Below are 12,894 nucleotides of genomic sequence, written 5' to 3'. Positions count from 1 at the left end.
CGTGCTTAGGGTTTGCCTTGTGAACGACGCCGCCGACTCCGCCGAGGACGTCCGGTCCGACGCGCAGTTGCTGGCGGCCCACGTCGCCGGTGACCGGCACGCGTTCGCGACGCTGTTCCATCGGCACCGGCGCCAGCTCTACCGGCTCGCCCATCTCACGAGCCGCAATCACGACGACGCGGCCGACGCCCTGCAGGATGCGCTGTTGTCGGCGCACCGCAAGGCCGCGACGTTCCGCTACGACGCGTCGGTCAGCAGCTGGCTGTACCGTATCGTCGTCAACTCGTGCCTGGATCGCTTGCGGCACAACAAGAATCACCCGACCACACCGCTACTCGACGACGCGCACCCATCGGGCGACCCGACGGCCCTCGTGGACACCGCGCTGGTCGTCGAACGGGCGCTGCTGCGCCTGCCACTCGAGCAGCGCGCCGCCGTCGTCGCGGTGGACATGCACGGCTACTCGGTCGCCGAGACGGCGCTGCTGCTGGGCGTACCGGAGGGCACGATCAAGAGCCGCTGCGCACGGGCGCGCGCGAAACTGGCCGAGACACTGGACTATTTGTCGCATGACTCGGCGCGACGTGCCGACGTCCTGCCTCAGTAGTAACCGGGGAAACCCGGTCCGCCGTTGACGACGTAGGACAGGCAGCCAGGGATGTTGCGGCACGCGATGATCGCGCCCGCTCCCGGCGAAGCCCCGCGCACCGCTGGTGGATTGTTCGGGATGCCACAGGTTTGCAGGTACGGGTTGAACGGCTGGATGAACTGACTACACGGTGCCGCGGTGGCGGTGGGAGCGGCGGCGATACCCGCCGCAGCGGCGAATGCACCGATCCCCATCACGGCCGCCGAGCCAATCGTGGCGAGCCTTCGATTGAACACGAGTGACGACCTTCCAAATGACATGCTGCAACCCCCACTTGATTGAACGCCTGTTTGGTCGGCGCCATTCCCTAAACTGCGCGATGATCCCTCGCTGCGACGGATCGGTTCACGATCGGGAGTGCACATGGCCGCCACCAGCTCCGACGGGCTGCCACCGCCCGACGCGCCGGTGCCCCTGTCACTGATCGCCGACCTGCAGGCGGGGCTGCTCGACGACGAGACCGCCGCCCGGCTGCGCAGCCGGATCCGCACCGATCCCGACGCCGTGCGCGACGTGGCAGCGCTCGACCGGGTGCGCCGCGACCTGGCCGGCCTAGCGTGGGATGCGGACTCGGCGCCGGACGTGTCCGACGACGTGACTGCCCGGATCGCCGACGCCCTGCGCGCTGCGGACCCGCCCCCACGACCCGGCGCGACGCATGCGGTGCGCCGGTTCCACTCGCCGAGGCCGCGGACGGTCGCGGTGATCGTAGGGGTGGCCGCGGTGGTCGTCGGGATCGGCGTCGCCGTGGCCACGCTCGGCGGGGATGACGCGGTCCCCTCGGCACGCAACACCGTCGACCGCATCACGGCGACGGCCGGACCCGATGACTTCCCCGTGCCCGCCGCACAGATCTACGGCCTGATCGACGGACCCGTCGACGCAGGCCCGCTGTCCGCTCCGCAGCGCCTGAGCGCGTGTCTGACCGCGCTGGGGTATCCGCCTGGGACCTCGGCGCTCGGAGCGCGCGCGGTCAGCGCCGCCGGCCGGGCGGCAGTACTACTGGTGCTGCCGGGCGACGACCCCCGTGACGTCACCGCAGCGGTCGTCGACCCGACGTGCGGGGCGGGCGGCGACGGGCGGATCGCGACGACCACGCTGCGTAGGCCCTGACACGCCGCCACTTCACCGCCTACGCGGCTTGAGCTGAATTCACCGCCTACGCGGTGGCCCGGGAACAGCGCACCCTACGCTGGTGTTATACGCGTGCCGGTCCGAGAAGGACTTACCGGCTGAAAGCAAAGGATGGACATGACCTCCACTACCCCGGTTCACGACCTGATCATCGTCGGCTCGGGACCGGCCGGCTACACCGCGGCGATCTACGCCGCGCGTGCCCAGCTCAAGCCGCTGGTCTTCGAGGGCGTGCAGTTCGGTGGTGCACTGATGACGACCACCGAGGTCGAGAACTTCCCCGGCTTCAAGCAAGGCATCACCGGCCCCGAACTGATGGCCGAGATGCGCGAGCAGGCCGAGCGCTTCGGTGCCGACCTGCGCATGGAGGACGTCGACGAGGTATCGCTCGAGGGACCCATCAAGACCGTCACGGTCGATGGCGAGACCTTCGCGGCCCGGTCGATCATCCTCGCGATGGGCGCTGCAGCCCGTTACCTGGGCGTGCCTGGCGAGCAGGAGCGCATCGGCACCGGCGTGAGCACGTGTGCCACCTGTGACGGCTTCTTCTTCCGCGACCAGGACATCGCCGTGATCGGTGGCGGTGACTCCGCGATGGAGGAGGCCACGTTCCTCACCCGCTTTGCGCGCAGCGTCACCCTCATCCACCGCCGCGAGGAGTTCCGCGCGTCGCGGATCATGCTGGACCGCGCCAAGGCCAACCCGAAGATCACGATGCTGATGAACACCGAGGTGACCGAGGTCGAGGGTGAGCCCAAGGTCACCGGCGTCCGCCTCCGCGACACGGTTACCGGCGAGGAGTCGAAGCTGGCCGTCACCGGCGTGTTCGTCGCGATCGGCCACGACCCGCGCTCGAATCTCGTCCGCGGCCAGGTCGACCTCGACGACGACGGCTACGTCGCAGTCGGGGGCCGTACGACGTCGACGTCCATCGACGGCGTGTTCGCCGCAGGCGACCTGGTCGACCGCATCTACCGCCAGGCGATCACCGCCGCGGGCAGTGGCTGTGCGGCCGCGATCGATGCCGAGCGGTGGCTCGCCGAGCACGAAGCCGGCCCCGATGATGAAGAAACGTCCGCACCCGTCTAACGAGGAGTTGCCATGAGTGAAAATTCGAACACGGTGAAGGTCACCGACGATTCGTTCTCGACCGACGTCCTGGGCAGCAGCACGCCCGTACTGGTCGACTTCTGGGCGAGCTGGTGCGGACCGTGCAAGATGGTCGCTCCGGTGCTCGAGGAAATCGCCTCGGAGAAGGCCGGTCAGCTGACCGTCGCGAAGATCGACGTGGACGCCAACCCGGCCACCGCCCGCGACTTCCAGGTCGTGTCGATCCCCACGATGATCCTGTTCAAGAACGGTGAAGCCGTGAAGCGGATCGTCGGCGCCAAGGGCAAGGCTGCGCTGCTGCGCGAACTAGCCGACGCCGAGTAGCCCTACTGCCGCGGCGGCGCGGCCACCCTCGGCGTTTCGGGATTCTCACGCGGGTCTGCGACAATGCTGGCTAGCCTATTTGGCGACAGCCGCGGGGTGTTAGTCGTCGTCCGCGACCTGAAAGGCCTGGTTATGTCGAGTTTGCGCCGTGGTGACCGAGGGGGTGCGGTCACCGAGATCCGCGCTTCTCTCGCTGCACTCGGTCTCGTCGACAGTCCCGACGACGACCTCACGACCGGCAAGCACGTGGCGCTCGACGTGTTCGACGACGACCTCGACCAGGCCGTCCGCGCGTTCCAGCAGCACCGCGGCCTGCTGGTCGACGGGGTGGTCGGCGAGGCCACCTACCGGGCCCTGCGGGAGGCGTCCTACCGGCTCGGTGCGCGCACCCTCGCCCACCAGTTCGGCGCCCCGATGTACGGCGACGACGTGGCGACGCTGCAGGCGCGGCTACAGGACCTCGGTTTCTATCACAACCTCGTCGACGGCCACTTCGGGTTGCAGACGCACAACTCGCTGATGTCGTATCAGCGGGAGTACGGCCTCTACCCGGACGGCATCTGCGGCCCCGAGACGTTGCGCTCGCTGTACTTCCTCGGCTCACGCGTCACCGGTGGTTCGCCGCACGCGATCCGCGAGGAGGAACTGGTTCGTCGCTCCGGCCCGCGCCTGTCGGGCAAGCGGATCATCATCGATCCGGGCCGCGGCGGTAACGACCACGGTCTGATCATGACGGGACCCGACGGTCCGGTGAGTGAAGCCGACATCCTGTGGGATCTCGCGAGCCGGCTCGAGGGTCGGATGACCGCCATCGGCATGGAGACGTTCCTGTCCCGTCCCGTGGCGGGCAGTCCGCTGGACGCCGAACGGGCAACCACCGCAAACACTGTCGGCGCCGACCTGATGATCAGCCTGCGCTGCGCGACGCTGCCAGGGCCTGCGGCCAACGGTGTCGCCTCGTTCTACTTCGGCAATGCGCACGGCTCGGTCTCGACGATCGGCCGCAATCTCGCCGACTTCATTCAGCGAGAAGTGGTGGCGCGCACGGGGTTGCGGGATTGCCGCACGCACGGCCGCACGTGGGATCTGCTGCGGCTCACCAGGATGCCCACGGTGCAGGTCGACGTGGGTTACACGAGCAACCCGCACGACCGGGAGCTGCTGGTGTCGGCGAACACCCGCGACGCCATCGCCGAGGGCATCCTCGCCGCGGTGAAGCGGCTCTACCTGCTCGGCAAGAACGACCGTCCCACAGGAACTTTCACGTTCGCCGAGCTGCTCGCGCACGAACTCTCCGTGGAGCAGCAAGCCGCCAACGGCTGATCTGGAATCAGCGCGCTGCGCCGGCCCCCACGGGCTGTGTCAGCTGCGCGCTCTCCAGCAGTCGCTCCAGTGCCGCCTCGACGCCGGCCTTCCAGCCGAGTCCCTGCTCGAGTTCCAGCCTCAGGCGCGGAAAGTAGCGATGCGGTGAGACGACGACGAATCCGACGTCGGTGAGGAAGTCCGCCTCGACGACGCACTGATCGGTCGAGCAGTCGCCGAGTGCTCGGACCACCGGCCGCAGTTCCGGATCCACTGCGCGCGGGTCGGCGAGTTCGGCGGCCTCCGGGGTACGACCGAACGCCTCGAGTGCGCGCACACCACGCCGAACCAAGTCCGCGACGACGGCGGCGACGAGTCCCCGCGTGAGGGTCTCCCCCTCGGTTCCTGTCTCCACGCCGATCGACGTGAGCAGGACGGCATCCGCACTCACCGGTCCGGACGGGAAGAGACCTGCGCGCGGGACCGCACGCGGCGGCGCGTAGAACGCGTATCCGAGACACGGCGCCTCGTCATCCGGCATGGGCGACCCCAACGGGTCCTCGCCCGACCGAACTGGCTGAGCGACCTGCCCGCACGAGCCCCATTCGAGCATGACCATCGACAGCCACGCTTCCTTCTCGAATTCCGGATCGGCGAGATGATGGTCGTCGGGGAGTGTCGCGGGGTCGACTTCCCAGAACACACACCGCCTGGCATGCTTCGGCAGCTGTTCGAACCCCTGAAGCCGAAGTGGGGAGATCCGTGCGGACACTATGCTCCCCCGTTCTCCGACTTCGACCGATTCTGCCCCTCAAGGATAGAGAACCCCGGTGGCGGCGTCAGACCTCGCGCCTCCGAGATCACTTCGACCGCCTTCGGAGCCGAATGCAGCTGTCGGACAACGGTTTTCCTCCTCGGAGCCGCATCGAGCACCGACGCGGGGCCAACATGTGTCACAGTGACGTAATTAGGCGGTGTGGTGGGTCATCACTTCGCAGCGTTCATGATCGACACGATTCGCTCCAAGTCGTCGACCGAGCCGAATTCGACCACGATCTTGCCCTTGCGTTTGCCGAGGCTGACCGTGACGCGTGTGTCGAACGCCGACGAGAGGTTTTCAGCAACTTCCTGCAGACCGGGCATCTGGATCGGCTTGCGGCGCGGTGCCGGACCGGTGACCGGGCCCTCCCGGTTGGCCAGAGTCACGGCTTCCTCGGTCGCGCGAACCGACAGCCCCTCCGCGACGATGCGGGCGGCGAGTTCCTCCTGCTTCTCCGGACCACCTTCGAGCGACAGTAGCGCGCGGGCATGCCCGGCGGAGAGCACGCCGGCGGCCACGCGGCGCTGCACCGCGACCGGAAGCCGCAGCAGCCGGATCATGTTCGAGATGACCGGCCGCGACCGGCCGATGCGGGTGGCGAGTTCCTCGTGGGTGACGCCGAACTCGTCGAGCAGCTGTTGGTAGGCCGCAGCTTCTTCCAAAGGGTTCAGCTGTGCGCGGTGAATGTTCTCGAGCAGTGCGTCCCGCAGCATGCTGTCGTCGGCAGTCTGCCGGACGATCGCGGGCAGCGTCGCCAGCCCGGCCTCCTGGGCGGCACGCCATCGCCGCTCCCCCATGACGAGTTGGTAGCGCGGCGCCCCGCCGTCGGAGTCCACTGGCCGCACGACGACGGGCTGCATGAGTCCGAACTCGCGGATCGAGTGCACGAGTTCGGCCAGCGCCTCGCCGTCGAACACCGTCCGGGGCTGACGTGGGTTGGGCTCGATCGACGCCGGATCCAGCTCCCGGTACACCGCACCGACCTCCGACGTCACCACGGGTGGCTGGGGCGGACCACCGAACATGGCGTCTGCGGCGGCATCTCCCATGCGCGGACCCATGTCGCCGGCTCCGGCGGGACCGTCGGCGGGACCCGTGGGGATGAGGGATGCCAGTCCGCGGCCGAGGCCGGTCCTCTTGCGCTGTGGCTGCGTCATCGCCATCCCTCCGTCGTCATCAATGGGTCGTCCTGCTGCCGCGCTCGGCGATCTCCCGACTCGCGTCGAGATAGCTCATGGCTCCACGTGAACCCGGGTCGTAGTCGAGGATCGTCATGCCATAGCCGGGCGCCTCGGACACCTTCACGCTGCGCGGGATGACGGTGCGCAACACCTTGTCGCCGAAATGCGCCCGGACGTCCTCGGCGACCTGGTCGGCCAGTCGGGTGCGTCCGTCGTACATCGTCAGGATGACGGTGCTGACGTTGAGCCCCTGGTTGAGATGTGCCTTGACCATCTCGATGTTGCGGAGCAACTGGCCCACGCCCTCAAGTGCGTAGTACTCGCACTGGATCGGGATCAGAACCTCGGGTGCTGCGACCAATGCGTTGATCGTGAGGAGGCCCAGTGAGGGCGGGCAGTCGATGAACACGTAGTCGAAGTCGTGTTCCTTGAGACTGGCCAACGCGTTGCGCAGCCGAGTTTCGCGAGCCACCATGCTGACCAATTCGATCTCAGCTCCGGCGAGGTCGATCGTCGCTGGCACGCAGTACAGCCGCTCGTTGTGCGGACTGCGGTGCAGCGCTTCCTCCAGCGTGATCTCACCGATGAGCACCTCGTACGACGACGGCGTACCCGGGCGGTGTTCGACACCCAGAGCCGTGCTCGCATTGCCCTGCGGATCGAGGTCGATCACGAGCGTGTTCAGCCCCTGCAGCGCCAGCGCCGCCGCGACGTTCACGGCGGTGGTGGTCTTGCCGACCCCGCCCTTCTGGTTGGCGATCGTGAAGACCCGCTGCCGTGGCGGCCGTGGCAGACCTTGGCCCTTGGCGCGGTGTAGGACCCGCACGGCGCGCTCCGCCTCTTGACCGATGGGTGTGTCGATCGTCGGGTCCTGCCAGTCCGGCGTCGCAAGCCCCGGCGATGTTTCACGTGAAACGGGAGCCGGTGCCTCGTCGGTGGGCGGACCCAGCGTCGTCCGGCGGATGGGTGGTGTCATGACTTGCTCCTGCTCGGTCGTGTCGGCCGTCGCGACCGCGACGTCCGCACCGCTCGCCGTCCGACGACCACGGTTGCGGGTGGAGTCAAGAAGCTCACGCCACATTTCACCACCCTTACGTCGTCTACACCCAGCGACGCCATAGCGCGCCGATGCTCGTCGACTTCATCGGCTGCCCGCTCGCCCTTCATCGCCAGCATGCGGCCACCTTCTCGAAGGAGAGGCGCGCACCAACGCGTGAGCTTGTCGAGCGAGGCGACCGCTCGAGAAGTGACCGCGTCGATCTCTCCGACGGCGCGCCGGACGTCCTTGTCCTCCGCCCGACCGCGTACCACGGTGATGTCGAGTCCAAGCTCGTCGGCGATCTCGGTCAGGAATTCGGAGCGGCGCAAGAGCGGCTCGACGAGGATCACCCGGGCTCCCGGACGCGCCAACGCCAACGGGATACCGGGAAGTCCTGCGCCGCTGCCGACATCGGCCACCGCCTCACCGTCGTCGACGAGTTCCGCAATTGCGGCGCTGTTGAGGACGTGGCGGGTCCATAGCCGGTCGACCTCGGCAGGTCCAATAAGACCGCGTTCGATGCCGGCGCCCGCCAGGATTCGGACGTAGTGCTCAGCCGCTCCCAGTGCAGGGCCGAACACCGCCGCAGCCTCCGGGGGCGTCGGAGGTGCTTCGCCGTGTTTCACGTGAAACATCCCTCCGCCGCTCGTCCCAGAGAACTACATGGATGTAACTCCTTGTGAGCCGCGCTCACGTCGAGACACTCAGCCAAGCAGCACGACGACGCGACGCGACGGCTCTGCGCCCTCGCTCTCGCTGCGGACGCCCTCGACGGCGGCCACTGCGTCGTGCACGATCTTGCGTTCGAACGGCGTCATCGGATCCAGCGACTGACGCTCGCCGCTCTCCAGCACCCGCCTGGCGATGCGGTCGCCAAGGGCCGCCAGCTCGTCACGGCGACGGCGACGCCACTTCGCGATGTCGAGCATCAGGCGGCTGCGCTCCCCCGTCTTCTGATGCACGGCGAGCCGCGTCAACTCCTGGAGCGCATCGAGTACCTCACCCTTGCGCCCGACGAGCTTGTTGAGATCCGTGCCGCCGTCGATGCTGACGACCGCGCGGTCCCCCTCGACGTCCAGATCGATGTCACCGTCGAAGTCGAGAAGGTCCAGCAGTTCCTCGAGATAGTCGCCGGCGATCTCCCCCTCGGCGACGAGACGCTCCTCGAGATCCTCGGTCTTGGGCTCCTCCGCCTCAGCGGTGCGTTCGGTCGTATCCGCGTCTGTCATGTTTCGTCCTTCCTCGTTCACCGGTCGAAGCACGGGTGACTACCCGCGTGCGTTTCCGGTCAAGTTCGTCGCTTGCGCGGCCGGTTGGTGGTGTTCCGGCGCGGAGCGTTCTTGGCAGCACCGTTGGTGCTGCCCTTCGCGGGTGGCTTCTTGGCGGCAGCATTCTTCGCCGCCGGCTTCTTGGTCGGCGGCGTCTTCGTCGGCGGCGCAGTGTCGACCGGCGCCTCACCGTCCTCGACGATCGCCGTCGACTCGACGTCCTCCACGGCGGAATCGGTGGCTTCAGCGCGCTTCACCGGCTTGCCGCCTGCGACAGGCTTCGCACCCGGGGCCGGCTTGGCACCCTTCTTGGGACGAGCTCCCGGTGCGGGCGCGTTGGACGCCTGTCGCTCCTTGATCGCCAGCTTCTCGGCTTCTTCGCGCTTCTCGATCTTGCCGAACACGTAGTGCTGCTGCCCGTAGGTCCAGATGTTGTTCGACACCCAGTACAGGATCACGGCGAGCGGAAGGAACGGCCCGCCGACGACGACGCCGATCGGAAAGACGTACAGCGCGAGCTTGTTCATCATCGCGGTCTGCGGGTTGGCCGCGGCTTCGGGACTCTGCCGGGCGACCGACGCACGGCTGTTGAAGTGCGTCGCGATACCCGCGATGATCATCAGCGGAATGCCGGTGAAGATTACTGCCATCCGGTCGAACTCCGTGAACGCATCGAGCCCAACCGTCTGGATCATCGACGCGCCGAGCGGGGCACCGAACAGGTTCGCGTCCAGGAAGTGTCCAACGTCGGTGGCGCTGAAGAGGTAGTTGCCGAGCGAGCGGTTCTCTTCGACGCTCAGCCCCAGCCGACCGAAACCGGTCTGCGTTCGGTTGAACGACATCAGCACGTGGTAGAGCCCGAGGAACACCGGCACCTGTGCCAGCATCGGCAGACAGCCCAGGATCGGGTTGAACCCGTGGTCCTTCTGCAGCTTCTGCATCTCGAGAGCCATGCGCTGGCGGTCCTTGCCGTACTTCTTCTGCAGCGCCTTGATCTGAGGCTGCAGCTCCTGCATCTGCCGCGTGGTCTCGATCTGCCGGACGAACGGCTTGTAGAGGATCGCGCGCAGCGTGAAGACGAGGAACATCACCGAGAGCGCCCATGCGAAGAAGTTCGACGGTCCCAGCAGGAAGGCGAACAGCTTGTACCAGAGCCACATGATCGCCGAGACCGGGTAATAGATGTAGTCCAGGCTCGCCCAGTTAAACAAGTGAATCGCTCCTCAGCGTCGCGGCCTCGTCAGCTACGTGGGTGTGGTTGTCATGCCGCGGTTCGGGTATCGGATCCCATCCTCCCCGATGCCACGGACCGCACTTCGCGAGCCTCGCGATCGTGAGCCATGTTCCGCGCATCAGACCGTGGCCGCGCAGCGCGTCCACCGCGTACTGGCTACAGGTTGGGGTGAAGCGACAGGCGGGGGGACGGAACGGCGAGATCATGTTCCGGTACAGCTCGATGAGATAGACCGCGCCGCCGGCGAGCCGACTGGAAACGCTGCGGCGGGTCACCGACGAGTCCGTTCGAGTGCGGTGGTCAGCTCACGTCGGAGTCGCGCCGAATCCGCGTCGGCACTCTTGGGCAGAGCGCGGATGACGAGTCGATCGCCGGGAGACAGGTCGTCCAGTACGTCGCGGGCGACGTGGCGCAGCCGACGGGAGACCCGATGCCGGATCACCGCGTTGCCGACGGCCTTGGATACGACCAAGCCAACCTTGGGTGCCTCGAGGTGCTCGCCATCGGAATGAAGCGCATGCAGCACGAGATTGGGCTGAGAAGCGCGTATACCGCGCTTGACCGTCAGCCCGAAGTCCGTCGACCGTGTCATCCGGTGCTGAGCCGGAAGCACTGCGCTAGAACCTGCGTCTGATCACGCAGTGAGAGAGCGGCGGCCCTTGCCACGCCGTGCGGACACGATGGCCCGGCCTGCACGGGTCCGCATCCGCAGGCGGAAGCCATGCACGCGCGCACGCCGACGGTTGTTGGGCTGGAAAGTCCGCTTGCCCTTGGCCACGGCTGTCACTCCTCGTTACGTGTTGCGGCGCCGATCACTCAGGTGGTGTGATCGTGCGTACCGCTTGCTAGCCCCGGCGCCGATATCCCAGTTGCCCAGGTCGCAGCCGTGTCGCCACGTTCGGGCGACTGTTCGAGGGTACTGACGAGATTTCCCTAGGTCAAACCACTGTCATTCGGTGGGAGCGACACTCCGCCAGACACCATCAGTCACAGTTTTCACCCCCGCGTCATGTCGGCGAAAACGCGACCGCGGAAGGTCTCGTCAATGTTGCAGAACGGTTGGCACCCGCCATGAAAACTGTTAGCTTCTGGCAGTGCCGTTTCGGAAGCGAACGGCGTAAAGACGACAGATCGAGGATGGACTACCCGCGAGCCCACAGCCGCCGAGCACGTGACGAGCCCCGGCGACGTTCATCCCCACGAATAGACATCAATACGACACCAACGTCCGCTGTCCACAGTCTGTGGATAAACATGTGGACAGTTTTGGCATCGTCATATTCGGCCTGGTCGACGACTGGCCACTAGGGGGTACGTCTCGTTGTCCACGGACCCCGATCCGCCCTTCATCGCGATCTGGAACGACGTGGTCGCCGAACTCAACGGCGACTCCCCCATCCGTGACACCAGCAACGGGTTCGCGGCACTGCCGGCTCTGACGCCTCAGCAACGCGCGTGGCTCAAGCTGGTCAAGCCGCTGGTGATGACCGAGGGCTTTGCCCTTCTCTCCGTTCCGACCCCTTTCGTCCAGAACGAGATCGAACGACACCTGCGCGAGCACATCGTCACCATCCTGAGCCGACGCCTCGGACAGCGCGTCGAACTCGGCGTTCGCATCGCCGACCCCGGCCCGGTCGAGGACTCCGACGGCGACGACCGGGTGCTGGCCCCCCTCCCCGACGCCGACGAGGTGGACGAGGACGGCGAGGCACGCGCGAGTGCCGAGGCGAGCTGGCCGAGCTACTTCTCCAATAGGCCGCCGAGCCGAGACACCACGCCCGACGTCAGCCTCAACCGGCGCTACACGTTCGACACCTTCGTCATCGGTGCGTCGAACCGCTTCGCGCACGCCGCGACGCTCGCCATCGCGGAGGCGCCGGCCCGGGCATACAACCCCTTGTTCATCTGGGGTGAGTCCGGTCTCGGCAAGACCCACCTGCTGCACGCCGCGGGCAACTACGCCCAACGGCTCTTCCCCGGCATGCGCGTGAAGTACGTCTCCACCGAGGAATTCACCAACGACTTCATCAACTCGCTACGCGACGATCGCAAGGCGTCGTTCAAGCGGAGTTATCGCGACATCGACGTGCTGCTGGTCGACGACATCCAGTTCATCGAAGGCAAGGAAGGCATCCAGGAGGAGTTCTTCCATACCTTCAACACGCTGCACAACGCGAACAAGCAGATCGTCATCTCGTCCGACCGGCCGCCCAAGCAGTTGGCGACGCTCGAGGACCGGCTGCGGACCCGCTTCGAGTGGGGCCTGATCACCGACGTGCAGCCCCCCGAACTCGAGACGCGCATCGCGATTCTTCGCAAGAAGGCGCAGATGGACCGGCTGGACGTGCCCGACGACGTCCTCGAGCTGATCGCCAGCCGGATCGAGCGCAACATCCGTGAACTCGAGGGTGCGCTGATCCGCGTGACCGCCTTCGCAAGCCTCAACAAGACGACGATCGACAAGTCGCTCGCGGAGATCGTGCTGCGCGACCTGATCTCCGACTCGAGCACCATGCAGATCGGTACGGCCACGATCATGGCCGTCACCGCGGATTACTTCGAGATCTCGGTAGAGGAGCTCAGGGGCCCCGGCAAGACCCGCGCCCTGGCTCAGTCGCGCCAGATCGCCATGTATCTATGTCGCGAGCTCACGGATCTGTCCCTGCCGAAGATCGGACAAGCATTCGGCCGCGACCACACCACGGTCATGTACGCCGAGAAGAAGATTCGTAGTGAGATGGCCCAGCGGCGCGAGGTCTTCGATCACGTCACCGAACTCACCACGCGGATCCGCCAGCGCTCCAAGCGCTGACATTCACCGTTCCGCACACGC

At 66.8% G+C, this 12,894-nt stretch carries 16 protein-coding genes; 6 read left to right on the top strand and 10 right to left on the bottom strand.

The window, feature by feature from the left end; genetic code table 11:
- Positions 1-19 precede the first annotated feature (19 nt).
- Entirely contained in the window at positions 20-607 is a 588-nt protein-coding gene (gene sigM / locus LOK44_RS14620; RefSeq protein ID WP_237570782.1) for an RNA polymerase sigma factor SigM, read from the top strand.
- Here the strand turns inward: sigM and LOK44_RS14615 are convergent.
- Positions 601-885 carry a hypothetical protein gene (locus tag LOK44_RS14615; RefSeq protein ID WP_237570781.1) on the bottom strand — a complete coding sequence of 95 codons (285 nt, stop codon included), beginning with the start codon at positions 883-885 and terminating at the stop codon, positions 601-603. The genes sigM and LOK44_RS14615 overlap by 7 nt on opposite strands.
- A gap of 127 nt (positions 886-1,012) precedes the next feature.
- Between LOK44_RS14615 and LOK44_RS14610 the strand changes: the two genes are divergently transcribed.
- From LOK44_RS14610 to LOK44_RS14595, 4 genes are all read left to right on the top strand, one after another.
- Positions 1,013-1,762 carry an RsmA family anti-sigma factor gene (locus LOK44_RS14610; protein WP_237570780.1) on the top strand — a complete coding sequence of 250 codons (750 nt, stop codon included), beginning with the start codon at positions 1,013-1,015 and terminating at the stop codon, positions 1,760-1,762.
- Positions 1,763-1,900: 138 nt separating this feature from the next.
- A complete protein-coding gene (gene trxB / locus LOK44_RS14605) occupies positions 1,901-2,872 on the top strand; it encodes a thioredoxin-disulfide reductase (RefSeq protein WP_237570779.1) in 972 nt (323 codons plus the stop codon).
- Between the two features lie 12 nt (positions 2,873-2,884).
- Positions 2,885-3,217 carry a thioredoxin gene (gene trxA / locus LOK44_RS14600; protein ID WP_163919867.1) on the top strand — a complete coding sequence of 111 codons (333 nt, stop codon included), beginning with the start codon at positions 2,885-2,887 and terminating at the stop codon, positions 3,215-3,217.
- A 132-nt stretch (positions 3,218-3,349) separates the two neighbouring features.
- The gene (locus LOK44_RS14595; RefSeq protein ID WP_237570778.1) at positions 3,350-4,540 is read left to right on the top strand and encodes an N-acetylmuramoyl-L-alanine amidase; all 1,191 of its coding nucleotides are present in this window, start codon (positions 3,350-3,352) and stop codon (positions 4,538-4,540) included.
- A gap of 7 nt (positions 4,541-4,547) precedes the next feature.
- Here the strand turns inward: LOK44_RS14595 and LOK44_RS14590 are convergent, their stop codons facing one another.
- From LOK44_RS14590 to rpmH, 9 genes are all read right to left on the bottom strand, one after another.
- On the bottom strand, positions 4,548-5,291 hold the full coding sequence (locus LOK44_RS14590) for an acetyltransferase (protein WP_237570777.1): 744 nt from the start codon (positions 5,289-5,291) through the stop codon (positions 4,548-4,550).
- A gap of 215 nt (positions 5,292-5,506) precedes the next feature.
- Positions 5,507-6,496, bottom strand: a complete 990-nt coding sequence (locus tag LOK44_RS14585) for a ParB/RepB/Spo0J family partition protein (protein ID WP_237570776.1) — start codon at positions 6,494-6,496, stop codon at positions 5,507-5,509.
- Between the two features lie 19 nt (positions 6,497-6,515).
- Entirely contained in the window at positions 6,516-7,496 is a 981-nt protein-coding gene (locus LOK44_RS14580) for a ParA family protein (RefSeq protein WP_237570775.1), read from the bottom strand.
- Entirely contained in the window at positions 7,493-8,185 is a 693-nt protein-coding gene (gene rsmG / locus LOK44_RS14575; RefSeq protein ID WP_237570774.1) for a 16S rRNA (guanine(527)-N(7))-methyltransferase RsmG, read from the bottom strand. Before rsmG ends, LOK44_RS14580 begins: the two co-directional genes overlap by 4 nt.
- A gap of 78 nt (positions 8,186-8,263) precedes the next feature.
- The gene (locus tag LOK44_RS14570; RefSeq protein WP_237570773.1) at positions 8,264-8,788 is read right to left on the bottom strand and encodes a Jag family protein; all 525 of its coding nucleotides are present in this window, start codon (positions 8,786-8,788) and stop codon (positions 8,264-8,266) included.
- 59 nt (positions 8,789-8,847) lie between these two features.
- Positions 8,848-10,038 carry a membrane protein insertase YidC gene (yidC, locus tag LOK44_RS14565; protein ID WP_237570772.1) on the bottom strand — a complete coding sequence of 397 codons (1,191 nt, stop codon included), beginning with the start codon at positions 10,036-10,038 and terminating at the stop codon, positions 8,848-8,850.
- Entirely contained in the window at positions 10,031-10,267 is a 237-nt protein-coding gene (gene yidD, locus LOK44_RS14560; protein WP_237571179.1) for a membrane protein insertion efficiency factor YidD, read from the bottom strand. The genes yidC and yidD overlap by 8 nt, the downstream gene beginning before the upstream one ends.
- A 65-nt stretch (positions 10,268-10,332) precedes the next feature.
- Positions 10,333-10,674: a ribonuclease P protein component gene (rnpA, locus tag LOK44_RS14555; protein WP_237570771.1), complete on the bottom strand. Its 342-nt coding sequence runs from the start codon at positions 10,672-10,674 to the stop codon at positions 10,333-10,335.
- A 21-nt stretch (positions 10,675-10,695) separates the two neighbouring features.
- Positions 10,696-10,839: a 50S ribosomal protein L34 gene (gene rpmH, locus LOK44_RS14550; protein ID WP_073695092.1), complete on the bottom strand. Its 144-nt coding sequence runs from the start codon at positions 10,837-10,839 to the stop codon at positions 10,696-10,698.
- Between the two features lie 543 nt (positions 10,840-11,382).
- On the opposite strand from rpmH, the gene dnaA reads away from it, so the two are divergent.
- Positions 11,383-12,873 carry a chromosomal replication initiator protein DnaA gene (gene dnaA, locus LOK44_RS14545; RefSeq protein ID WP_237570770.1) on the top strand — a complete coding sequence of 497 codons (1,491 nt, stop codon included), beginning with the start codon at positions 11,383-11,385 and terminating at the stop codon, positions 12,871-12,873.
- The last annotated feature ends 21 nt before the right edge of the window (positions 12,874-12,894 follow it).

The organism is Mycolicibacterium lacusdiani (assembly GCF_021916785.1).
Lineage (GTDB): Bacteria > Actinomycetota > Actinomycetes > Mycobacteriales > Mycobacteriaceae > Mycobacterium > Mycobacterium lacusdiani.
This window is presented reverse-complemented; position numbering and strand designations above follow the sequence as displayed.